Annotated in this window: 19 protein-coding genes and 2 pseudogenes; 15 read left to right on the plus strand and 6 right to left on the minus strand. The window is 70.7% G+C overall.

The features are described from left to right. Window positions 1-86 precede the first annotated feature (86 nt). Complete coding sequence (locus ACFWBT_RS07220; RefSeq protein ID WP_385696986.1) at window positions 87-1,226, minus strand: winged helix DNA-binding domain-containing protein; 1,140 nt, start codon at window positions 1,224-1,226, stop codon at window positions 87-89. 237 nt (window positions 1,227-1,463) lie between these two features. Beyond that, on the minus strand, window positions 1,464-2,279 hold the full coding sequence (locus tag ACFWBT_RS07225; RefSeq protein WP_385696988.1) for a DUF427 domain-containing protein: 816 nt from the start codon (window positions 2,277-2,279) through the stop codon (window positions 1,464-1,466). Between the two features lie 419 nt (window positions 2,280-2,698). Between ACFWBT_RS07225 and ACFWBT_RS07230 the strand changes: the two genes are divergently transcribed. Further along, the gene (locus ACFWBT_RS07230; RefSeq protein ID WP_385696990.1) at window positions 2,699-3,739 is read left to right on the plus strand and encodes an MDR family NADP-dependent oxidoreductase; all 1,041 of its coding nucleotides are present in this window, start codon (window positions 2,699-2,701) and stop codon (window positions 3,737-3,739) included. A gap of 88 nt (window positions 3,740-3,827) precedes the next feature. After that, the gene (locus tag ACFWBT_RS07235) at window positions 3,828-4,196 is read left to right on the plus strand and encodes a MerR family transcriptional regulator (RefSeq protein WP_385696992.1); all 369 of its coding nucleotides are present in this window, start codon (window positions 3,828-3,830) and stop codon (window positions 4,194-4,196) included. A gap of 90 nt (window positions 4,197-4,286) precedes the next feature. Here the strand turns inward: ACFWBT_RS07235 and ACFWBT_RS07240 are convergent, their stop codons facing one another. Both ACFWBT_RS07240 and ACFWBT_RS07245 read right to left on the minus strand, forming a co-directional pair. Further along, window positions 4,287-5,138, minus strand: coding sequence for an aldo/keto reductase (locus tag ACFWBT_RS07240; protein ID WP_385696994.1), 852 nt, complete (start codon window positions 5,136-5,138; stop codon window positions 4,287-4,289). A 227-nt stretch (window positions 5,139-5,365) separates the two neighbouring features. Further along, window positions 5,366-5,508: pseudogene (locus ACFWBT_RS07245) on the minus strand (aldo/keto reductase); the annotation flags it as partial. A gap of 254 nt (window positions 5,509-5,762) precedes the next feature. Here ACFWBT_RS07245 and ACFWBT_RS07250 point away from each other — a divergent pair. The 5 genes from ACFWBT_RS07250 (at window position 5,763) to ACFWBT_RS07270 (ending at window position 12,372) form a co-directional block, all read left to right on the plus strand. Continuing rightward, entirely contained in the window at window positions 5,763-6,689 is a 927-nt protein-coding gene (locus ACFWBT_RS07250) for a helix-turn-helix transcriptional regulator (RefSeq protein ID WP_385696996.1), read from the plus strand. 618 nt (window positions 6,690-7,307) lie between these two features. Continuing rightward, complete coding sequence (locus ACFWBT_RS07255; RefSeq protein ID WP_385696998.1) at window positions 7,308-7,814, plus strand: toxin; 507 nt, start codon at window positions 7,308-7,310, stop codon at window positions 7,812-7,814. Window positions 7,815-7,941: 127 nt separating this feature from the next. After that, entirely contained in the window at window positions 7,942-9,120 is a 1,179-nt protein-coding gene (locus ACFWBT_RS07260) for an MAB_1171c family putative transporter (RefSeq protein ID WP_385697000.1), read from the plus strand. 105 nt (window positions 9,121-9,225) lie between these two features. Then, on the plus strand, window positions 9,226-10,524 hold the full coding sequence (locus ACFWBT_RS07265; RefSeq protein WP_385697001.1) for a hypothetical protein: 1,299 nt from the start codon (window positions 9,226-9,228) through the stop codon (window positions 10,522-10,524). Window positions 10,525-10,971: 447 nt separating this feature from the next. Beyond that, window positions 10,972-12,372, plus strand: coding sequence for an FAD-dependent oxidoreductase (locus ACFWBT_RS07270; protein WP_385697002.1), 1,401 nt, complete (start codon window positions 10,972-10,974; stop codon window positions 12,370-12,372). A 146-nt stretch (window positions 12,373-12,518) separates the two neighbouring features. On the opposite strand, the gene ACFWBT_RS07275 is transcribed toward ACFWBT_RS07270, so the two are convergent. Next, window positions 12,519-13,535, minus strand: a complete 1,017-nt coding sequence (locus ACFWBT_RS07275; RefSeq protein WP_385697004.1) for an NADP-dependent oxidoreductase — start codon at window positions 13,533-13,535, stop codon at window positions 12,519-12,521. Between the two features lie 100 nt (window positions 13,536-13,635). Between ACFWBT_RS07275 and ACFWBT_RS07280 the strand changes: the two genes are divergently transcribed. The 5 genes and pseudogenes from ACFWBT_RS07280 to ACFWBT_RS07300 all read left to right on the plus strand — a co-directional run. Next, the gene (locus ACFWBT_RS07280; RefSeq protein ID WP_385697006.1) at window positions 13,636-14,553 is read left to right on the plus strand and encodes a LysR family transcriptional regulator; all 918 of its coding nucleotides are present in this window, start codon (window positions 13,636-13,638) and stop codon (window positions 14,551-14,553) included. A 147-nt stretch (window positions 14,554-14,700) separates the two neighbouring features. Next, window positions 14,701-15,405, plus strand: coding sequence for a VanZ family protein (locus ACFWBT_RS07285; protein ID WP_385697008.1), 705 nt, complete (start codon window positions 14,701-14,703; stop codon window positions 15,403-15,405). Between the two features lie 68 nt (window positions 15,406-15,473). Further along, a complete protein-coding gene (locus ACFWBT_RS07290) occupies window positions 15,474-16,169 on the plus strand; it encodes a response regulator transcription factor (protein WP_385697010.1) in 696 nt (231 codons plus the stop codon). Next, window positions 16,162-17,271 (plus strand): sensor histidine kinase, encoded by a 1,110-nt coding sequence (locus tag ACFWBT_RS07295; protein WP_385697011.1) that lies wholly within the window; start codon window positions 16,162-16,164, stop codon window positions 17,269-17,271. The genes ACFWBT_RS07290 and ACFWBT_RS07295 overlap by 8 nt, the downstream gene beginning before the upstream one ends. Then, window positions 17,267-17,550, plus strand: a pseudogene (locus ACFWBT_RS07300) (pyridoxamine 5'-phosphate oxidase family protein); the annotation flags it as partial. The gene ACFWBT_RS07295 and the pseudogene ACFWBT_RS07300, both read left to right, overlap by 5 nt. 84 nt (window positions 17,551-17,634) lie before the next feature. Here ACFWBT_RS07300 and ACFWBT_RS07305 read toward each other — a convergent pair. Next, window positions 17,635-18,000 (minus strand): YybH family protein, encoded by a 366-nt coding sequence (locus tag ACFWBT_RS07305; protein WP_385697012.1) that lies wholly within the window; start codon window positions 17,998-18,000, stop codon window positions 17,635-17,637. Window positions 18,001-18,116: 116 nt separating this feature from the next. Between ACFWBT_RS07305 and ACFWBT_RS07310 the strand changes: the two genes are divergently transcribed. From ACFWBT_RS07310 to ACFWBT_RS07320, 3 genes are all read left to right on the plus strand, one after another. Then, window positions 18,117-19,013, plus strand: a complete 897-nt coding sequence (locus tag ACFWBT_RS07310) for a LysR family transcriptional regulator (RefSeq protein ID WP_385697013.1) — start codon at window positions 18,117-18,119, stop codon at window positions 19,011-19,013. A 38-nt stretch (window positions 19,014-19,051) separates the two neighbouring features. Then, window positions 19,052-19,936 carry a YrhB domain-containing protein gene (locus ACFWBT_RS07315; protein WP_385697015.1) on the plus strand — a complete coding sequence of 295 codons (885 nt, stop codon included), beginning with the start codon at window positions 19,052-19,054 and terminating at the stop codon, window positions 19,934-19,936. 136 nt (window positions 19,937-20,072) lie between these two features. Next, a complete protein-coding gene (locus ACFWBT_RS07320; protein ID WP_266765515.1) occupies window positions 20,073-20,429 on the plus strand; it encodes a PRC-barrel domain-containing protein in 357 nt (118 codons plus the stop codon). Window positions 20,430-20,440 lie beyond the last annotated feature (11 nt).

Here is a 20,440-nt window from a genome sequence, read left to right on the forward strand (position 1 = left end):
ATGCGGGCGCGGGTACGGCATGCATTTTGATCAACAGGAGCCTGAAGGTTGCCTCGTGACTGATGATCAGAGCCGGGAGCGCGCGGTCAGAACTTGACCGTCGTGCTCTCGACACCGGCGAATCCCTTGTCCCACCAATGTCCGTAGCGCCGGTAGACGGCTGGATCCCGGTCCGCGAGCAGCGTCGCCAGCTTCTCCGCCTCCTCGGTCAGACCTTGCCAAGCGGCCTTGCCGAGTTCGCGGAAGGCGGTCAGCTCCAGCCCGCCGTCGGCCGCGCGCCACACTCCGGCGACCTGCCCGTCGACGAGCAGGGTGGGCAGCATGTCTCCATTGCGCCGGACGACCAGCGGCCGGTACGCCTGGGGCATGACCCGCCCGGGGACGGCGTGGGCCAGCAGCGTGCTGTCCCACATCGGCAGCAGCCTCGGCGGCGCGTGGGTGTCCTCGGCGGGCACCGTGGCGCCTGCCAGGTCGAACAGGACGGCACGGTCCGGGCCTGTCACCCGCACCACTTGGTCTCCGAGTTCGTGCAGCGCCTGAGTGATCACCTTGCGCCCCAGCAGGGTGAACCGGGCGAAGTCCTGGGCCGACGCGGGTCCGAACGCCCGGAGGTGGGCGAGCAGCAGCCGCTGGACCCCCGCTGCCGCGTCCGGTGGCCCGGACCCCGGGGCCGCGGGGCTCGCGAGGTAGGTATTCGGCAAGGTGAAGGACCACGCGCCGCCGGTCGGCACATGCTGAATCGGCGCATAGGTCCGCAGCGCCCACCACACGCGGCGCGCGTGCTCGCCGAAGCGAGCGGTGACCTCCTCCTCCACCTCGACGCCGGTGCGGGGTCGCGCCAGGAACTCGGCAAGCTGCGGGAGCAGCGCGTCGGCGTCGGCATCGGTCAGCTCGGTCGAGGTGAAGCGCCGGTCGTACAGCCGCGACGCCCGCAGAGTGCTCCGCATGGCGGCGTGGTAGGGCGCGTAGTCGTCGGCGTGCACGGCGTGCAGGGTGATCCGCATGAGGGTCGCCTTCACGATCCGGCGATCCGTGAACGCCGCGTCGAGATCCTCGGGCACGAAGTCCCGCACGCGGTTCCACAGTGCCAGGTACGGCGACGCGGGTGACTGCGTCTGCAGAGCGCAGACTTGGCGGACCGCCTCCGCCACGTCGAGGCGCCTGCGTTCGAGCAGGAGTTGTCGGTCCAGCGTGGCCAGGGCGAGCTGTCGCGCGGAGAGGATCACGCCCGGATTATGCCTCCCCAGGACGTCTCGCGCGTCGGCCTTCCGTCATCCCCGGGCTCCGGTCCTGCCGCACCACCGCGCCGCGTCTCACAACAGGCTCTCTCCCACGGACCTGCCGGTGCCCCAGGGCCATGGTCGTCGGCGGCCTGCTCTCCTGCGGTCGAACTACCCGTTCACCAGGGAGACTTGGGGGGGCGGCTTCCTCGTGCGCGTGCCGGCCCAGCACCACGGGTGCCGTCATTTCGGCGTCTGCTCCGCAAGCCCTTTGGTGAAGGGAGTGACGGGACGCTCCAGGCCTTCGCCGTCCACGGTGATGTCGACGGCCTCGTTGTAGAAGGCCAGGAGGTTCTTGACCGCGCCCACCGCGGGCAGGGGCTCCTGGTAGCTCCAGACGATGTTCGGCGGGACGTCGGCCTCACCTCGCCACGACCAGTACTCGGCCGTGCCCTTGTAGGGACAGCCGGTGCTGTGGTCCGTGGGCACGAGGAGCTCCAGACGGACGTCCTCGCGCGGAAGGTAGAACCGCGTCGGCAGGCCCGTCTCGAAGAGCAGGACCGGGCGGTGGGTGTCGGCGACGAGTGTGCCGTCGATCTCGACCCGGACGTGGCGGCTGCTGGGGACGGCGTCCACCCGTTTGTGCGGGTCGCGGGGGTGGATGAAGATCTCTTCCTCCTCCTCGTACCAGTGGTCCAGTCCCCGGCCGACGCGGCGGAACCATTCGAAGGCGATGTGACCGGCCAGGTCGGCGGCGGGGAACGTCCACGCCGCGTTCTCCAGCAGCTCACCGTCGAGCGCGAGGTCGTAGAAGATCCGTGACCCGGTGTGCGTGCCCGTCGGCGGGTTCTTCGCGGGGCGGAGGAGGTCCGCGCGGACCTCCTCGCGCGGGAAGGCATACAGCGGCACCGGTACCGCCGGCTCCCACACGAGCACGGGGTGCCTGCTGTCGACGACGGTGACATCACCCGTGCGGCCGCGCACCCAGCGTTCGCTGGGCTCCCACAGGAGGCCCTCCGGGGTTGTCCGGACGGCTCGCTCGGTGGGGAATCTGGTCATGACCGGCTCTCCTTCGGCTCGCTCACACGGGGACTTCGGCGAGGTGGCCGCGCATCTCGCGCCGACGGGCGGCCGTGAGGGGCGGCCGAACACCCGCGGGGACTCGGCGGCGTGTCCGCCGGCCCCCTTCCACAGTGCGTCGGCGTGTCTGCCGGCTCCCTTCCACAGTGCCACGGCTCGGGAGCCGGAGCCGTCCGGGCAACGGTCCCCCTAGGCCGCCTTGCCTTTGACGTGCGCGTCAGGGATTAGCGTGCGTCGACCGGTACGGCCGACGGGTCCGGTACGGCCGACAGAACCCGTACGGCCGACAGAGCCGGTACGGCCCGACAGTCACAGCCGGACCGGCCGTGGCCCGGCGGGCGCGGCCGTGGCCCGTACCGGCGCCCGTCGCCCTCTCACCCGACACCTGGAGTCGCTCGATGACCGCCGAACCACCACCCACGACCCGGGAGATCCGGCTCGTCCACGCGCCCGAACACCTCCCCCGCCCCGACCACTTCGCCCTCGTGGAAACGCCGCTTCCCTCGCCCGGACCGGGCCAAGTCATCGTCCGTAACCGGTACTTCCTCGTCTTCCCAGGGCTGCGCACCCTCATCGGGCGCGCACCCGAGGGCGTGCCCCTGCCGCCCGTCCACGTCGGCGACGCCCTGTTCGGCCCCGCCGTCGGCGAGGTCGTCGCGGTCGGCCCCGGCTGCGGGCTGCGCCCCGGAGACGAGGTGACGCACCTGCTCGGCTGGCGCGAACACGCTCTGCTGCCCGAGGCCGAATGCGCGCCGCTGGGCGACGCGCTGCCCGATCCCGTGGCGTATCTGTCGTCGGGGGCGGCCGCCTACGCGGCGCTGACCCGGCTCGCCGCGCTCCGCCCCGGCGACACGGTCCTCGTCACCGGAGCCGCGGGAGCCGTGGGAAGCCTGGCCGGGCAGGTGGCCCGGCTGCTGGGCGCCGCGCGGGTCATCGGCAGCACCCGCTCGGCCCACAAGGCTGAACGCCTCCGGGCCGATCTCGGCTATGACGAGGTGGTGGTGACGGGCGCGGCTCCGTTCGCCGAGCAACTGGCCGCAGCGGCGCCGGACGGCATCGACGTACTGCTGGACACGGTCGGCGGCGAGCAGTTGACCGCCGCCGTGGGTGCGGCGCGCCGCGGCGCGCGGTTCGCGCTGGTCGGCGCGCTCTCCGGGCAACTGTCGTCTGATCCGGGTGACGACGGCGCCCAGGCACCGGCGGAGATCGACACCTTCCGCGTCATCACGCTGGGGGTCACGTTGCGCGGATTCAGCAGTGCGGATCTCGGCGAAGCGGCTGAGGAGTGGAACAAACAGTTCGGCGACTGGTTGCGCTCCGGCAGCATCGTCTTCCCGTACGTACGGATCCCGGGCATCGATCGAGCGCCCCGGGCGTTGCAGGAACTGTTCGAGGGGCGGCACATCGGAACCGTCGTCGTGGAACTCCTGCCGGGGTGACCGCGGGACGACTCCGCGGTGCCGGGGCCCAGGCACCGCCGGTTCGCGGCGGTCGGCAGCGCGGCACAGGGTGGAGGCGGGCGGCGGGATGCGGATCGGGGATGCGGCGGCAGCGGCGGGTACGACGCCACGGGCACTGCGGTTCTACGAGGAGCGCGGTCTGCTGCCACCGCCGCGGCGCACGGCGGCCGGGCAGCGCGAGTACGGTCCGGCCGAGGTGGCCCGGGTCAAGGTCATCCGGGAGCTGCTCGCTCTCGGGCTCACGGTGGAAGACCTGTGCGGCCTGGGCGACCGCATCCGACTCCTCGTCGACGAACCGCGTCAGCGGTGCGCGGGTGACGCGGACGGGCCCGGTGCCGGGGTCGTGCACCGCAGGCTGGCCGTCCTCGACGCCGAGATCGACCGCCTGACCCGGCTGCGCGCCCGGCTGGCGGGGCGGACGGGCGACACCGAGTGACGGCGCCTGCACGACCTGCCTCGCGAGCGGATGTCTCTCTGTCCTCGCGCCGGGACATCCGCGTCCGCCGCGCCCCGCGCTCCGGGTGGTTCAGGCGTCCAGGCGTCGTTCGGCCAGCCAGGCGACCATCTTCGGGTCGTGGTGGTCGAAGAACAGGGTCTCCCCGGTGTCCAGGCCGGCGATGGCGGTCATCTGTTCGTCGGTGAGTTCGAAGTCGAAGATGTCGATGTTCTCCGCCATGCGCTCGGCGCGGACGGACTTGGGGATCGCCACGACGTCGCGCTGGGTCAGCCAGCGGAGCACGACCTGCGCCACGGACTTGCCGTGCTTCTCACCGATCTCGCTCAACAGGGGGTTGGTGAACAGGTCGTTCTTGCCCTCGGCGAAGCCGCCCCAGGACTGGATCTGGACGCCGTGCTCCCGCATGAGGTCCTGGTCGGCGACCCGCTGGAAGAACGGGTGGGTCTCGATCTGGTTGACGGCGGGCGTGACCTCGTTGTTGGCGATCAGATCGACGAGGCGGTCGGGGTAGAAGTTGGCGACGCCGATCGCCTTGGCACGGCCCTCACGGTTGAGGGTCTCCATGGCGCGCCACTGGCCGTAGACATCGCCGTACGGCTGGTGCATCAGATACAGGTCGAGGTGGTCCAGGCCGAGCTTGCGAAGGGAGTCGTCGAAGGCGCGCCGGGTGTTCTCCTCCGCGGGTGCGTCCTGGACCCACAGTTTGGTGGTGACGAACAGGTCCTCGCGGGCGATGCCGCTTCCCTTGATGGCACGGCCGACGGCCTCCTCGTTGCCGTAGGCGGCGGCCGTGTCGAGCAGGCGGTAGCCGGCGGCGAGGGCTTCGGTGACGGCCCGCTCGGTCTGCTCCGGCGGAATCTGGTAGACGCCGAAGCCGAGGACGGGCATATCTACGCCGTTGTTCAGCGTGACGGTCTGCATGGAGATCTTTCCTTGCTGTTCAGGTGCGTGGGGGGTGGTTCGAGGGGAGCCGGGCGGTCTGCGGTCGAGCCGGGCGGCCCGGTCAGCGTTCGAGCATCTGGCGCCCGGCCTCGTCGTGGGTCTCGCCGGCGGCCGGGGGCAGACTGCCGAGCCTCGTGAGCTGCTCGTCGGTCAGCCGGATGCCGTCGGCGGCGGTGTTCTCCTCGACCCGGTGGACCCGCTTGGTTCACCCCCAGTTCCAGGGCCCGGTGCAGCGTGCGGATGGACTGCGCCTCGTCGGTCCCGGAGCCGGTGTAGCCGTGGGACATCCCCATCGCGCGCCGAGACCGATCCGGGAGACCTCCAGGTCACGCAGCTTGATGTAGCGCATTCACTCTCTCCGGTTCCTCGCCTTCCGGCGGTTTCACTGTGGCCCCGTCGCCCGGCCCACGCCCGCCGTGGGCGACTCCTGGGCCCTGATCCGGCTTCCGGCCCGCACTGCGGCCGTGCTCACGGACCCCGCGGGGCGTCGTGCGTCCACCCTCGCGCACTTTCCGACCGGGTGGCAGGCCGAGCTCTTCGGGGGTAGTGGCAGGGCCCCTCGCCACGCTGCCGAGCAGGTCGGTGCGGTGTGACACTGAAGCCATGGCACCTGAGCACACTCCCACCAGCAGCGGCGGAGGCGAGGGCGCGGAGCTGGGCCGGTTCCTGCGGGCCCGGCGCACACAGACCACCCCGGAGCAGGTCGGCCTCACGGTCGGCACCGGGCTGCGCCGCACTCCGGGGCTGCGCAGGGAGGAGCTCGCGACACTTTCCGGGATCAGCATCGATTACTACGTACGGCTGGAGCGCGGCAAGGAGACCCGGCCCAGCCCCGCCGTCCTCGACTCGCTCGCCCGCGCCCTTCAGCTCGACGACCAGGAGCACCAGCACCTGCGGGAGCTGGCCGCCCGCGCCGCGCGGTACGCCCCCGAGCCGCCGCCCCCACCGAGCCGTACCGTGCGCCCGCACCTGAAACTGCTGCTCCAGGCCATGCGGCCCAACCCCGCCTACATCGTCAGCCGCAGCATGGACGTCCTCGCCTGGAACCCAGGCGGACTCGCGCTGTACGCGGGCCTCGACGACTGGCCCGCCAAGCAGCGCAACCTCGCGCGGTACCTCTTCCTCCACCCGACCGCCCACGAGCTCTTCCCCGACTGGGACAACCAGGTCCGTTCCTGCGTCGCCCGGCTGCGCGCCATGGCCGGCACCGCGCCCGACGCCCCCGACCTGACCAACCTCGTCGGTGAACTCCTGCTCAAGAGTCCCGACTTCGCGAAACTCTGGGAGCGCTACGAGGTGACCGGCCGCAAGCCTGTGCACAAGACGTTCCACCATCCTCACGTCGGCACGATCAGCCTCGTCCCCCAGTCCATGCACCTGGAAGGCACCCCCGGCCAGCGCCTCGGCGTCTACACCGCCGAACCGGGCACCCCCGACCACGACGCGCTGCTCCTGCTCGACATGACCGCACCCCCGTCGCCACCGCACGCCGCCCCGTCGGACCAGGGCTCGTCCCGCCGACAGCCCTGACGCCCAGGGGTCCGGTGGTGCCGACAGCGGCAGCCTCGTCCATGGGGACATCTATCAGCCAGTCATATCCCTTATCCGGCCAAGTTGTTCGCGCTCACGCGGCCCAACAGTGCCTGGTCAAAGGGACTTGGCCGGCTCAGGACAGCGGCCACTCACACCCGCGCCCTCCGGGAGATGCGGAAAACTTAACATCCCGGGCGAGGCCGGATAGGCTCCGTAGACCTCAACTCCTCATCACTGCAAGCGCCCTGGAGAAGGCTCGGTGGCAGCGGAACCTCACGCCCAACTCGCCGAACGGCGAGCGGGAGCCAGCCGTGAGCGGCCCCCATCGATGTTGCGCCCGACGGCGAGCCGGCCTGCCGCCGCCCTCGGCCCCCTTGATGGAATCCCGCGTCCGTCCGCCACGCACCTTCCACGCGTCTCGCACCGGTTGCCGGGTGCTTCACGCGTCCCCCAGCGGTCGTCGTACGCGGGCGACAAGGGCCGCCGAGGTGGCGCTCGTCGGGGAGTACGGCGACCACGATCGACCGGGCAACATCCTCAGGCCCTCGGGGCAGACCTTCGTGCCGCCCGGAACCGGAAGAGACCACGGGGAGAATGGTGCGTAGGAACAAGGAGATGCGCAGGCTTGCCGACGCGCTCATCGATCCGATCCGGGTGAAGCTTCCCGCGGACCCCGAGGAATTGTTCGCCGCGCTCGTCACGTCGGTCAACGAGTGGCGGGGACGCGAGGTCGTCGTCCACAAGGCCGCCTTTCCCCCGAACACCGCGACCGGGCTCTGGCTCGAGCGCGACACCTATGACGACGTCATCATCGAGGAGCGTGCCGCCCTGTGGCACCAGATCGTGATCCTCGGTCACGAGGTGTGGCACATGAGCCAGGGGGACGCGGCACCACCGCACCGGCTGGGCGCTTCCCACGACTCCCGACCGACCGCTGCCCGAACGGACTTCAGCCTGCGGACCGAGCAGGAGGCCGACCTGTTCGGCATGCTGCTCGGGCGACGTCTCCGGGCGCTGCTCGAGGCGTCCGACCACTCCGTGGGCGCGTCCGGGACCGACGGCACCGACGACCTCGCCGGCCGCATCGGTGCCGCCCTCAACTACCGCGGGCCTCGACGATGAGCGGTCTGATCAACTGTGTGAGCCGCGGAGTGCCGGGGCTCGCCCTCACCGGCGCGGCAGACGCACCTGGTCCAGATCGGCCCATGTCGGGGCCGCACTGGGACACCGGCGGCCCAAGGTCTGAACTGTGAACGCCTCGCCCTACTACATACCCGCGCTCGCTCTGTGGGCCGGCCTCGTCGCGAAGCTGCCCGATCTGGTGCGCACCTGGCGTGACCCACTGGTCCGGTCGGTCTGCTGGGTGATCTTCCTGGGCGGCGCCGGATTCATTTTCGCCGCCCCGCCCACCGTTGCCGCCGTGAACCACGCCAGCGGGATCCCGAATCTCGCCGCTCCCCTCGACTACGCCATCGTCAGCGCCTACAGCGCCTCCTGCCTGGTGTTGATTCTTCACTGGCGTGGAGGCTCAGCCGGCCATGTGCGGCGTCTGGCCCGGCGCTGGCAGATCGGCTACACCGTCCTGATCACGTTGCTCGTCGTTCTCTTCATCATGGGAGATGCCCCCTTCGAGCGGCGTACGGACCTTGACACCTATTACGCGACCACGCCTTGGATCGGGCAGATGATCGCGCTGTACCTGCTCGGCCACATGATCGCCGCGGTGGCAACCACGGCGCTGTGCTGGCGCTGGGCTCTACAGGTCCGCGGATGGCTGCGAGCCGGCCTGTGGCTCCTCGTTGCAGCGTGGCTGTTGAACCTGTCGTTCAGCACCTTGAAGCTCATCGCGGTGGCGGCGCGCTGGACGGACAACAACTGGGATGTCCTGAGCACCATCCTGGCGCCGGGCCTCGTGGGGTTGGCCGCCACGGTCGCTACCGTCGGATTCCTGGTGCCCCTCCTGGGCCCGCGGGCGATCGGGCTCTGGCGCGCCGGCGTGACCTGGTGGCGGCTCGGTCCCCTGTGGCATGAACTCAGCAGTGCCTCCCCTCGTAGCTCGCTCGCCGCCCCGATCCCCTGGTATTCGTCGTACGCCGTGCGGCTCACCCAGCGTGAGGCCGGCATCCAGGACGGGCTGAACCTCGTCCGCCCGCATCTCGATGACCGGGTTCGCTCGCGTGCGCAAGAGGCGGCCCGGGCCGCGGGCCACGGGACCGTGGATGCTTCACGCATCGGCCTCGCGGCCATGATCGCCGCTGCTGTCCGCGCCCGGTCCAACGGCGTTTCCGCCACCTCCGATGTATCCGACCACTCCGCCGGCCTCGCGGCGCGCGCCACCTTGGTGGATGTGGCGCACGCGTTGCGCACGTCGCCCATCGTCGCGACAGCGCGTGCCGCGGCCGTGGTTGACGAAGGCCTCAGGAAGTGAGTCCTCCATCTTCCACGTCGGGTCACTCAGTCACCCCCTCCCTCCTGGCCGCCCGCCGTTCGGAGGGCCGATCCTGGCCGGCTGCCACGAAGGAGGGGCGAGCTAATGGACAGTGGCGTCGTCTTCTACGTTCCAGGCGTTCTCCTCCTGCTCGTCGCGGGACTGAAGCTGCCGACAGGCACGGGAGTCCGGCGGGATTCCCTCATCGCATCGAGCAGCGCGATCCTTCTGGTCGGCTCCTCCGTGTGCATCCTGTCCGCCCCGCCCACGATCCGGCTCGTCAACGACGCGACCGGCGTCGCGAACTTCAGCGCCCCGCTGGTCTACACGGGCATGACCGCGCTCAGTGCGAGCTACCTCACGCTGATGATCGGATGGAAGGGCGGGCCACCCGATACCCGCCGGCACGCCGCCCGGCTCGTACTGGCCGTGTACGGGCTGGTGATCGCCGGGATCTGGGTCTTGTTCGCGTCGGCCGACGTGCCCGTGGAACGGGCCCAGGACCTCGACACCTACTACGCGAACACGCCCTGCATGCGCGAGATGATCGTGTTGTACATGGTCGCGCACACAGCCGCCACCGTCGCCCTCGGCGTCATGAGCGTGAGCTGGATCCGCGAGGTGCATGGCGTCACCCGCGTCGGCTTGGTCCTGCTCGTCGTCGGCCTCACGTTCGACGCGAGCTACCAGGTCGCCAAGTACACGGCCATGGCGGCCCGCTGGGAGGGCGTCAATTGGGATTTCCTCTCCACCGACGTATCCCCTCCGCTGGTCATGCTGGCCGGCATCACCTGTGCCTGCGGTTTCGCCGTGCCGAGGGTGGGGCCGCCGGTGGTCGACAATCTCCGTGCCTGGAGGCGGTACCGGCTCATGAAGCCCCTGTGGGCGGAGATGCAGACGCTGCGTGCACCGGCGGAGGGCGCCATCCGCTGGTGGGATCCGCCCGTCGTCCGCCTGGCACGACAGGAGATGGCGATCTGGGACGGTGTCCTGGCCTGCTCGCCCTATCTTGACGACGAGGTACGGACGACCGCGTACGCCGAGGCATTGGCATCACTCGCGGCCGATGGTCCTTCCGGAGTGCGAACGCTTCTGCGGGCGACAGCCGGTGCGGTCACCCAGTCCTTCCGAGGCGCGCCGCGCATGCCGACGGCGCCCGCGGGCGACGGTGCGCCCCAGCATGTCGCCCATCAGGCCGCGCTGGTGGCCGAGGCAGCGATGCTGGCCGCGGCCCGCGTCCAGGTTTCCCACCCGGGCGACGCCGGGTTACCGGTGCGAGTGGGGACGCTGCAGTCCCTCTCGAAACCGCAACTGATGGTGCTTCTCTCGCGGGAGCTGTCGTCCTCGCCCATCGTGACCGAGGCACGGCGGCAGGCCACCGCCCAGGCCACGCGTCAGGAGTGACGCGAAGGGGCGCAGCACGGGCCGTGCGGTAGTGATCGGGGAGGCCTGGCGGACATGCTCACCGGCGTCGCCCGGCGTGTTGTTCGCGGCCGCCTGCGGTTCACCCGGCACGACCCCTGACCCGCCCTCGGCGGACGGACAGGCAACGGGCGGTGGTCAACTCCGCATCTCTCACTGAAGAATAGGGCGCCGTATCGACGTCCCGGCGCATACGACCTGGGACAAAGACGGCCGCACGGCTCGCTGGAGGGGGAAGGCCGACAAGGTGGGCGACGTGAGCAGCGGCCCGGCTGCGCCGCTCCCGGCGTCCCGCCCCAGGCGGTGGGCCGGCTGCCTGCCGACCAGTCAGCCACTTCGAGCGACCCGGTCGCCGGTGATGCGCAGCACTGTACTGCTGGGCGACGTCCGACCTCTGTTCCCTCCCTGCGAAAGAAAAGAGTGCACCTCATGTCGTCGTCTGCCGGAACTGCCTCCCGCCGCACCGCGGTGGTCATCGGAGGGGGGATGACGGGCATGCTGGCCGCGACCGTGCTCGCCGACTTCGCGGACGTTCGGATCATCGAGCGCGATGTGCTGCCCGAGGGCGCACAACCCCGCAAGGGACTGCCGCAGGCTCGGCACGCTCATGTGCTGTGGTCCGGCGGCGTGAAGGCCCTCGACGACCTCTTGCCCGGCATCATCGAGCAGCTTGTCGCCCGCGGTGCCCACACACCGCGCATCATGACCGACTTGGTGTCCAAGGCCCCGTCCGGCCAATGGTTCCGCAGGTTCAACCACGCCCGCCACACCAGCCTTCTGTGCAGCCGCGACCTCCTCGACGCCGTGATCCGCGACAAGGTTCTGCAGGACGAGCGCATCACCCTCCTGCAGCGGTCCGAACTGCTTGCCCTGCAGGGTGACGGGGACCGCGTGACCGGTGTCAGGATCCGCGCGGATCGATCCGAACAATCCATCCCGGCCGACATGGTGATCGACGCCAGCGGCCGCGCCAGCCGTGCCCCCGCCTGGCTACAGGATCTCGGGCTTCCGCCGATCCGCGAGCGCACCGTCGACGCCGGCATCGGCTACGCCAGCCGGATATACCGCGCACCCGGCAGCACGGCGGAAGGCTTCCCCATCGTCAATGTCCAGGCCGATCCCCGCCGAGTTCCCGGCCGGGGTGGCATCATCACCCCCGTCGAAGGCGGCCGATGGCTCGTGACGCTCTCCGGAACCCGCGGCGGGCAGCCCAGCAGCGACAACGACGCGTTCCTCTCCTTCGCCCTCAGCCTGCCTCACCCCGTCATCGGAGAGCTGCTCGCGGGCGCCGAACCGGAAACCGACGTCGTCACCACACACAGCACAGCCAATAAGCGGCGCTACTACGAGAAAGCCGTCCGCTGGCCGGACGGCTTCGCCGTGCTCGGCGACGCCCTGGCCGGCTACAACCCCGTCTACGGCCACGGGCTGAGCGCCGCGGCGCAGAGCGTCATCGCCCTGCGCCACATCCTGCAGCGGCACGACGTCCACGCACCCGGTACAGCCCGGCGCATCCAGAGGGCTGCGGCACGCCCGGTCGAGAACGCCTGGAGCCTGGCCGTCGGCCAGGACGTGTTCTACCCGGGTGCCAGTGACCAGCCTCCCACCCGCCTCGAGAAGGCCCTCGCTGCGTTCGTCGACAAGGCCGTCGACGCCGGCTCCCGCAACCCCTATGCCCTGCGCATACTCCTGGACGTGATGAGCATGGAGAGTCCGCCTGCCCGACTGCTCATGCCCGACATGCTCGCCCTGGTCTATCTCGGCCGGAAGAGGCCTTCCCTGGTAGCCCCACCGCTGACGGAGGACGAACGCAAGGCCGCCACCCCGTGAACGCGTCGGTGTCGGAGGTCCGTTGAGCATGGCACCCCCAGCTGCCGGCCCGATCGCCTGCCCGGGCACGTGGTCGCGGAAGGAATTGCGGCAGGGGGCTCGACCCTGCCTCGGGGCCCTCGTGACACCCGAGTCCGAGTGTCGGTTCACGGACGGGATCGCGTGCGGTCGCGCACGATGATCTTGCCGGTGTTCTCGCCGCGCAGCATGCCGAGAAAAGCGTGAACGATGCCCTCGAATCCGTCGACCACCGTCTCGTCCAGTGCGAGTCGTCCGCTCTGCAGATGCGGTACGGCGAAGTCGTACAACTCCTCCTGCAGGTCAAGGTAGTTGCTGACCAGGAAGCCTTCCATGCGGAGGCTCTTCTCCACGATGTCCGCGTAGTTGAAGCGGGGCGCCGGTGCGTCGGGGGTGTTGTACTGGCTGATCGTGCCGACGCGCACGATGCGCCCGAACGTGCGCAGCGCCCCCATCGCCGCGGCCAGTTGCTCGCCGCCGACATTGTCGACGAACACGTCGACGCCGCCCGGCGCGGCCTTGCCGAGCAGGTCGGCGGCGGGTCCGTCGTGGTAGTCGAAGACGGCGTCGTAGCCCACCTCTCGCGTGAGGTGGTCGGCCTTCGCCGCGGAGCCCGCGCTGCCCACCAGCCGTCCGGCGCCGAGGAGTCGGGCGAAGCGCCCGGTCGCCGTGCCGACCCCGCCCGCGGCGGCCGACACGAACAGGTCCTCCCCCTCCTGGAGCCGGGCGATCCGGGTCAGCCCCACATAGGCGGTCAGGCCGGTGCCTCCGAGGGTGCTCAGGTACGCGGTCAGGGGCACCCCCTCGAAGCGGGGCAGCCGCCGGATCTCCTGAGGCGTGGCCACCGAGTGGGTCCGCCAGCCCTTCCGGTGGAACACGATCTCGCCCTCGGCCAGTCCAGGCGTGCGTGAGGCGACCACCCGGCCGATGGTGCGGCCTTCCAGCGGTGCGTCGAGCGCGAAGCCGCCGGGCACGTCGTCCATCATCTCGCGGTGGTAGGGGTCGACGGACCAGTAGAGGTTCTCCACGAGCGCGCTGCCGGCGGCGGGTTCGGGCGGCGTGGACTCGACGAGGGCGAAGTGTTCGGCAGTGGGAAAGCCGTGCGGGCGGGCGGTCTGGTGGACGGTGAGCGCGGTCTCGTTCATGTCCGGACCGTAGGGCGGGAATGCCGTGCCCGGGCAGGCGGTTGGGCTCATGCGACACACCGTTCCATGAGCAGTTCTCATACGTTGAGGTGAGCGCCCCGTGGCCCGCACGATCGACTCCGATCTCGCCCCGCACGAACTACGCGTCCTGGTGGCGGTCGCGGACACCGGCGGCTTCTCCGCCGCGGCCGGCACACTCGGTCTGACCCAGTCCGCGGTCTCCCACTCGGTTCGCGGCAGCGAGCGCAAGATCGGTGCCGTCCTCTTCGACCGTGGCCGCACCGGCGCCCGCGCCACCCCGGCCGGGGACAAGGCCGTCGCGCACGCCCGCCGCGTCCTCCGCCTCCTCGACGTCCTGACGGCCGAGGCACGTGGCGCGGCCCGGCCCGATGCCGCGGAGGGCCCCCTGCGGATCGCTGCTTTCCGCAGCGCTGCTCTCCACCTGCTGCCGCCGGTTCTGCGGCGGCTGCGCTCCCGGCACCCCGGGATCGAGCCGCAGGTGCGGATCGTACGCGAGGTGGGGCGCGGCACGGCGGGCGAAGTGGCCGACGGGAAGGCCGACATAGGCATCGCCACACTGGGCGGCGCCGCTCCCTTTCCGCCCGGTCTGATCGCGAGCGAACTCTTCGCGGAGCCGTACGTCCTGGTGCACGCGGCGGGCCACGCCACCCCGCGCTCGCTGCCGTTGGTCGACTGGGCCGAGAACTGCGGCTCGTACACCCGCGCCTGGTGGTCCGCTCAGGACTGGATCCCCACGGCGACCATCGAGGCCGAGGACGACGGAGCGGTGCTCTCCTTGGTGAGCGGAGGCCACGGAATGGCGATCGTGCCCGCACTCTCCCTGGCCGGAGCACCGGACTCGGTCGGCATCACCGGTCTCGGGCCCGACCGCCCGACCCGCCAGGTCGGCTACGTCACCACCTCGGAACTGGCCGGATCGGCAGTCGTACGCGCCTTGGTCAGAGAACTGCGGGCAACGGCCTCGCGGGGCGTGGGTCTTCCCGGCCCTGGGGCCTGATCCGGTCGAGGGCGTGGCCTGGGCGCCCGGCGGGACCATCTCACCGCCGGCTCGCGCCGGTTCCTTGATACCGGGGGGTCTCGTGTATCGCTGGCGTATCGAAAATCGCATACGCCGTCGCAACGGCCCTCCGTCTCCAATGAGGGCATGGACCACAACGTATCCCCGTCGGCACCGCACCGCCGCATGGGCCGGATCGTGCTTCTCGGCCTGGCGATCCTCGGGTTGGCGAGCGCCGCGTTCGTCGTGCGGCGGCCGCTCATGATGTCCGCTCCGATGTGCATGGCCGGGCGGTGGCACGGCTGCTTCGATACGTTCAATGGTGTGGTGCTCATGACGTTGGTCGCGCTGCCGTTGGCCGCGCTGGTGGCGTGGGCTCTGGCGCGTCGTCGGCGTGCCGTCGGCGTCACATCGGCGTGGCGGATGTCGCTGGCCGAGGTGGGCATGGTCCACGGGACGGTGCCGTTCCTCTGGCTGACCATGATGCCGGGCGGCGGGGCCGGGGTCGTCCCGGCCCGGGTGAGCCTGGTACCGCTGCGGGACCTGGTCACGATGGGGACGCTCGGGATCGTCGGCAACCTGCTGGTCTTCGCGTCGCTGGGGTTCTTCGCCCCGATGCGGTTCGCGACGCTGGCGTCCGTGCCGCGGATCCTGGCCCTCGGGGCGGGCTGCTCGGTCCTGGTGGAAACCGCACAGTACGTCCTGCGGCTGGACCGGGTGTCCTCCGTGGACGACGTACTGGTCAACGCCACCGGCGCCGTGCTGGCCGCACTGGCGTCGCGCCGCTGGTGGCGCACCGCGGCGCAAGCGCCGTCGGACCGGCCTCGCCCCGTGCCGGCGCCGGCGAGCTGAATCGCGTCTCCGGTGTGCACCCGTCGTTGCATACGTCGGCGATATGACGTGCTGCTTAGGCTTGGGACATGCGCGTACTGATCGTGGAGGACGAGCCCTACCTGGCCGAGGCCGTCCGTGACGGTCTGCGGCTGGAGGCGATCGCCGCCGACATCGCCGGCGACGGCGACTCCGCCCTGGAACTGCTCAGCGTCAACTCCTACGACCTCGCGGTTCTCGACCGCGACATCCCCGGCCCCTCCGGGGACGAGGTCGCCCGGCGCATCGTCGCCTCCGGCAGCGGCATCCCGATCCTCATGCTCACCGCTGCCGACCGGATCGACGACAAGGCTTCGGGGTTCGGTCTCGGCGCCGACGACTACCTCACCAAACCGTTCGAGCTGCGGGAGCTCGTCCTGCGGCTGAGGGCGCTCGACCGCAGGCGCGCGTACACCCGGCCCCCGGTCCGCGAGATCGCGGGCCTGCGGCTCGACCCCTTCCGCCGGGAGGTCTTCCGCGACGGACGCTATGTCGCGCTGACGCGTAAGCAGTTCGCCGTCCTTGAAGTCCTCGTCGCCGCAGAGGGCGGGGTCGTCAGCGCCGAAGAGCTGCTGGAACGGGCCTGGGACGAGAACGCCGACCCCCTCACCAACGCCGTGCGCATCACCGTCTCCGCGCTGCGCAAACGGCTCGGCGAACCATGGATCATCGTCACGGTGCCCGGCGTCGGCTACCGGATCGACACCGGCGTGGACAGCACCCACCCCGGCGGCGCCGATGAATAGGCGCCCGGGGCGCAGCGCCCGGTTGAAGCTCACCCTCAGCTATGCCGGATTCCTCTTCGTCGCCGGCACGCTCCTGCTGGCTGTCGTGTGGGTATTCGCTCTGCGCTGGCTACCGACCAACGACCCCAGATCCCTCCAGAAGAGGTTCGGAGCCGTGATCATCGTCGGGCCCAGTCGCGCCGACCTCCTGCGCGGCTTCGCCCCCGCCGCGGCCACAGCGCTCGCCTTCCTCCTCATGTTCGGCCTCCTGGGGGGATGGATCCTCGCCGGCCGGATGCTCGCACCCCTCACCCAGATCACGGACGCGGCACGGATGGCCGGGAACGGATCGCTGTCCCACCGGATCCGCATGAAGGGCCGTCAGGACGAATTCCGTGAACTCTCCGACGCGTTCGACTCGATGCTCGAACAGCTCGAGTCCCACGTCGCCGAGCAGCGGAGGTTCGCCGCGAACGCCTCCCACGAACTGCGCACCCCGCTGGCGATCTCGCGGACGCTCCTCGACGTCGCCCGCAAGGACCCCACGCGCGACCGGGACGAACTCGTCGAACGCCTGCACGCTGTCAACACGCGGGCGATCGACCTCACCGAGGCCCTCCTGCTGCTCAGCCGCGGCGACCGCGGAATCCTCACCCGCGACAGCGTCGACCTCTCCCTCCTCGCCGAGGAAGCCGCCGAAACGCTGCTTCCCCTCGCCGAACAGCGTCGGATCACGCTCGACGTCACCGGCGGGGCGGCCCGGACCAGCGGCTCCGCGGAGCTCCTGCTGCGGATGATGACGAACCTCGTCCAGAACGCCATCGTCCACAACCTCCCCGCCGGCGGCACCGTGACGGTCCACACCGAGGTGCACGGCGACACGAGCGTGCTGAGGGTCGAGAACACGGGCCGTCCGCTCCCACCGGAACTGGTACCGACCCTCACCGAACCCTTCCAGCGCGGATCGGAACGCGTACACACCGACGAGCACGCGGGCGTCGGGCTCGGCCTGGCCATCGTGCAGAGCATCGTCCGCGCCCACGACGGAACCCTCGACCTCGTCGCCCGCCACGGCGGGGGTCTCCTCGTCACGGTCCGGCTTCCCGGCACGCCGCAGGGATGACTCCGTCCTGCTGCTCACCTCGGCGGACTCGGATCTCGTCCGCGCCATCGACGGCGTCGTGGTCGCCTTCGAGGCGGACGAGTTCGATGCGGCGACCCGGTCCGGCTGGAGCGTGGTCGTCACCGGACGGGCCACCGTCGTGACGGACCCCGCCGGCCGGGAGGGCTGGCGCAGGTCGGCCTCACTTCTTGGATGCCCTTGCGGAACGCCGTGTTCTTGCGGATCGCATCCGAGATGGTCACCGGACGCGAACTGCGGGGAACCCGCGGCGCGGTGTGACGGCGTCATGCCTCCACCGGATGGACGACGCAGGCCGGTTCCGGTGGTGGGCAGCGTGGTGCGAGCGGGACGCCACCGACGGGCTCAGCGGACGGGCGCGACGAACTCGGGCTGGTCGAGCAGGCGCAGCCAGCTGCCGTCGGGCTGGCGCCGGACGACCTGCGCCCGGGCGCCGGCCCCGTCCTTCGGCGGGGTCGAGGTGAGGGCGATGCCGTCACTGATCAGTGTCGGCAGCGGTTGTTCCGGCTCGAAGCGGGGCCGGTTGGCCAGCACCTTTTCCCACAGAGCTCGGATAGCCTCCCGGCCCACCGTCCGGTCACCGGGCGGGTAGGCCATCACCGCGTCCTCTTCGTAGAGGGCGGCGACTCCGGCCGCGTCACCGGCGTTGGACCGTTCGACGAACAAGCGCGTGATGTCTTCGGGTCGCATGGCCTTCTCGTACTCCGGCATGGGTACCTCCTGCCGTCGGGCTTCGGTGCTTCCGAGCGTGGTCGTGGTTCCCAGCGTGGTAGCCCGCCGATCAGAAGTCCAATAGATGGATTCACTGAAAGCTAGAATCGACAGTTATGGAACTGAGGCAGTTGGAGTACTTCGTCGCGGTCGCCGAGGAGCGGAGCTTCACCCGGGCGGCCGAGCGAGTCCACATCAGCCAGCCCGGTGTCAGCGCTCAGATCCGGCGGCTGGAGCGGGAACTCGGTGCCGATCTGTTCGACCGGTCAGCGCGCACCGCCACCCTCACGGCAGCGGGCAAGGCCGCGCTCGAACCCGCCCGCGCCGCGCTGGCCGCGGCCGGGGCCGTGGGCCAGGCCGTGGACGAGGTCTCCCACCTGATCCGCGGTCGGCTCACGATCGGGATGGTCATGGGCTGCACCCTCGCGCCGCTGTTCGACGCCCTCGCCGCGTTCCACCAGGCACATCCCGGTGTGGAGCTCTCGCTGCTGGAGGACAACTCCGACCGGCTCGTCGAGGAGGTACGCGCCGGCGCCGTCGACGTGGCTCTCATCGGGACCGTGACCGCCGACCCGGAAGGGCTGGAGTCGCTCACCATCCTGAGCGAGCGGCTCGTCGTGGCGGTCCCGGCCGACCACCCTTTGGCGAAACAGCGGCGGGTCGCTCTCCGCGACGTGGTCGCCCATCCGATCGTGTGCATGCCGCGCGGCACCGGGCTGCGCTCAGCATGGGACCGCGCCTGCGCCGCGCAGGACCTCCACCCCGTGATCGCGTTGCAGGCCGGCGCCGCGGACGCCATCGCCGGCCTCGCCGCCCGTGGGCTCGGCGCCGCCATCCTCAGCGACTCCATGGCCGCGAGCTACCGCGACCGGCTCACCGCCCGCACCATCGACGACGCCGAAACGCCGGCGCTGCTCGCCCTGGTCTGGAAGAGCACGAGCAGCCCCGCCGTGCGCGAGTTGCTGGTCCACACCCGGCAGGCCTTCACCAGCCCAGTTCCTGCGGGCCGTTGATGTGCGAGCGGCGAAATTCGCTGGTAGGACCGGGCGGCATGGCTGATGCTGGCCGGATGATCACCCGCGAGTTCGCCGTCCTGCTGGTCGAGGCACAGTTGGAGCGTGACTACCACGCGGAGCTTGCGACCTACGGCACTTCCGTCCGTGTGGCGGTGTCCCGGGTCATGGAGCACGCGCTGGGCTGGATGGTCTCCTGGCAGTCCGAGGACTACCTGCGCACGCCGGACCATCGACACGCCTTGGTGGGCAACGGCCCCTACCTGGTGGACAAGGAGGACGGCAGCCTGCACCGCGTCCCGGTGGTGAACGCCGTCACCGGGGCCTGGGAGAACGACTACCTCACCCGCGTGAAAGGGCAGTACCTGCCGGGCCCGGTCGACGCGCTGCACGACGAAGTGCGCTCGATCGCCGACACGCAGGGCAGAGTTCACGCCCTGCGCCTGCTGCGTCGACGAGTCGGCGGCCTCAGCATCCGTGACGCGACGGCCTACGCGGACGCGTTGAAGGCGGGCCAGAGCCCGCCGGCCGACCTCCTCGCACAGGCCGTCGAAGCTCTCCCGCGCCCCAGGGGGCCTGTCGCGTCGGGCGTGGAGACCGTCACCGGGCCCAACACACCGATGACAACGCCCTTTCCGGCACCCGCGCTGCCAGGCATCGCCCCGCACCGGCGCCGACAGACCGCCGAACGGTGCCGAACGCATGCGTGGGCCAATTCCGCGAACTCTCCGCCGACTACGACCATGCGCCGAGCATCCACGACGCCGCCACCCCCGAACCCCGTCCCCAAGAAGCCGAGTTGGTCGCCTACCTCCGGACCGGTTCCGTTACCCGGCCCCTTACGCCTCCGATCGCTGCACGCGGCAGCACCGCGAGGCACTGATCCCGGGGAATGGTTCGAGCAGGCCCGGGCCGCGCCATAGATGTACCGAGCCCCCGGCCGCAGGCCGCTTCGTACCGCCGTCTCAGCACGCCGCGCGGTGCTTCCCGGCGGGGCGACGCAAGTGGCCGGGCATCAGGTCCGCGATCGGGGGTACTCCCCCACTGTGGAGGTTCATGATGTTCGAGGCAGGTGACATCCGCGAATGGCGTGGTCACGACGTGGTGGACCCCGGTGGCCACAAGATCGGCGTTCTCGAATCCGTCTACGTCGACACGGCGACCGACAGTCCGTCCTTCGCGACGGTGACCGTGGGCCTGCCCACGCGCCGTCGCCTGGTGTTCGTGCCTCTTGACGGCGCGACCGTCGGGCCGGGCTACCTGAAGGTCGTTCACGACAAGAATCTGGTGAAGAAGGCCCCCTCCATCGACACGGACGGCGTGCTGCCCGCCGAGGAGGAACCAGGAGTGTTCGCGCACTACGAACTCGACTACATGACGGGCGTCAAGGGCGAGCGCCGCCTCGCCCGTCGCTGATCCGCCGAAGC

It is taken from the genome of Streptomyces sp. NPDC060027 (assembly GCF_042737005.1).
Classification (GTDB): Bacteria; Actinomycetota; Actinomycetes; order Streptomycetales; family Streptomycetaceae; genus Streptomyces.

Coding starts and splice junctions, on each gene's coding strand:
- ACFWBT_RS07225 (WP_385696988.1), bottom strand. CDS start 2,279: ATGACCAGATTCCCCACCGAGCGAGCCGTCCGGACAACCCCGGAGGGC.
- ACFWBT_RS07230 (WP_385696990.1), top strand. CDS start 2,699: ATGACCGCCGAACCACCACCCACGACCCGGGAGATCCGGCTCGTCCAC.
- ACFWBT_RS07235 (WP_385696992.1), top strand. CDS start 3,828: ATGCGGATCGGGGATGCGGCGGCAGCGGCGGGTACGACGCCACGGGCA.
- ACFWBT_RS07240 (WP_385696994.1), bottom strand. CDS start 5,138: ATGCAGACCGTCACGCTGAACAACGGCGTAGATATGCCCGTCCTCGGC.
- ACFWBT_RS07250 (WP_385696996.1), top strand. CDS start 5,763: ATGGCACCTGAGCACACTCCCACCAGCAGCGGCGGAGGCGAGGGCGCG.
- ACFWBT_RS07255 (WP_385696998.1), top strand. CDS start 7,308: ATGCGCAGGCTTGCCGACGCGCTCATCGATCCGATCCGGGTGAAGCTT.
- ACFWBT_RS07265 (WP_385697001.1), top strand. CDS start 9,226: ATGGACAGTGGCGTCGTCTTCTACGTTCCAGGCGTTCTCCTCCTGCTC.
- ACFWBT_RS07270 (WP_385697002.1), top strand. CDS start 10,972: ATGTCGTCGTCTGCCGGAACTGCCTCCCGCCGCACCGCGGTGGTCATC.
- ACFWBT_RS07275 (WP_385697004.1), bottom strand. CDS start 13,535: ATGAACGAGACCGCGCTCACCGTCCACCAGACCGCCCGCCCGCACGGC.
- ACFWBT_RS07285 (WP_385697008.1), top strand. CDS start 14,701: ATGGACCACAACGTATCCCCGTCGGCACCGCACCGCCGCATGGGCCGG.
- ACFWBT_RS07290 (WP_385697010.1), top strand. CDS start 15,474: ATGCGCGTACTGATCGTGGAGGACGAGCCCTACCTGGCCGAGGCCGTC.
- ACFWBT_RS07295 (WP_385697011.1), top strand. CDS start 16,162: ATGAATAGGCGCCCGGGGCGCAGCGCCCGGTTGAAGCTCACCCTCAGC.
- ACFWBT_RS07305 (WP_385697012.1), bottom strand. CDS start 18,000: ATGCCGGAGTACGAGAAGGCCATGCGACCCGAAGACATCACGCGCTTG.
- ACFWBT_RS07310 (WP_385697013.1), top strand. CDS start 18,117: ATGGAACTGAGGCAGTTGGAGTACTTCGTCGCGGTCGCCGAGGAGCGG.
- ACFWBT_RS07315 (WP_385697015.1), top strand. CDS start 19,052: ATGGCTGATGCTGGCCGGATGATCACCCGCGAGTTCGCCGTCCTGCTG.
- ACFWBT_RS07320 (WP_266765515.1), top strand. CDS start 20,073: ATGTTCGAGGCAGGTGACATCCGCGAATGGCGTGGTCACGACGTGGTG.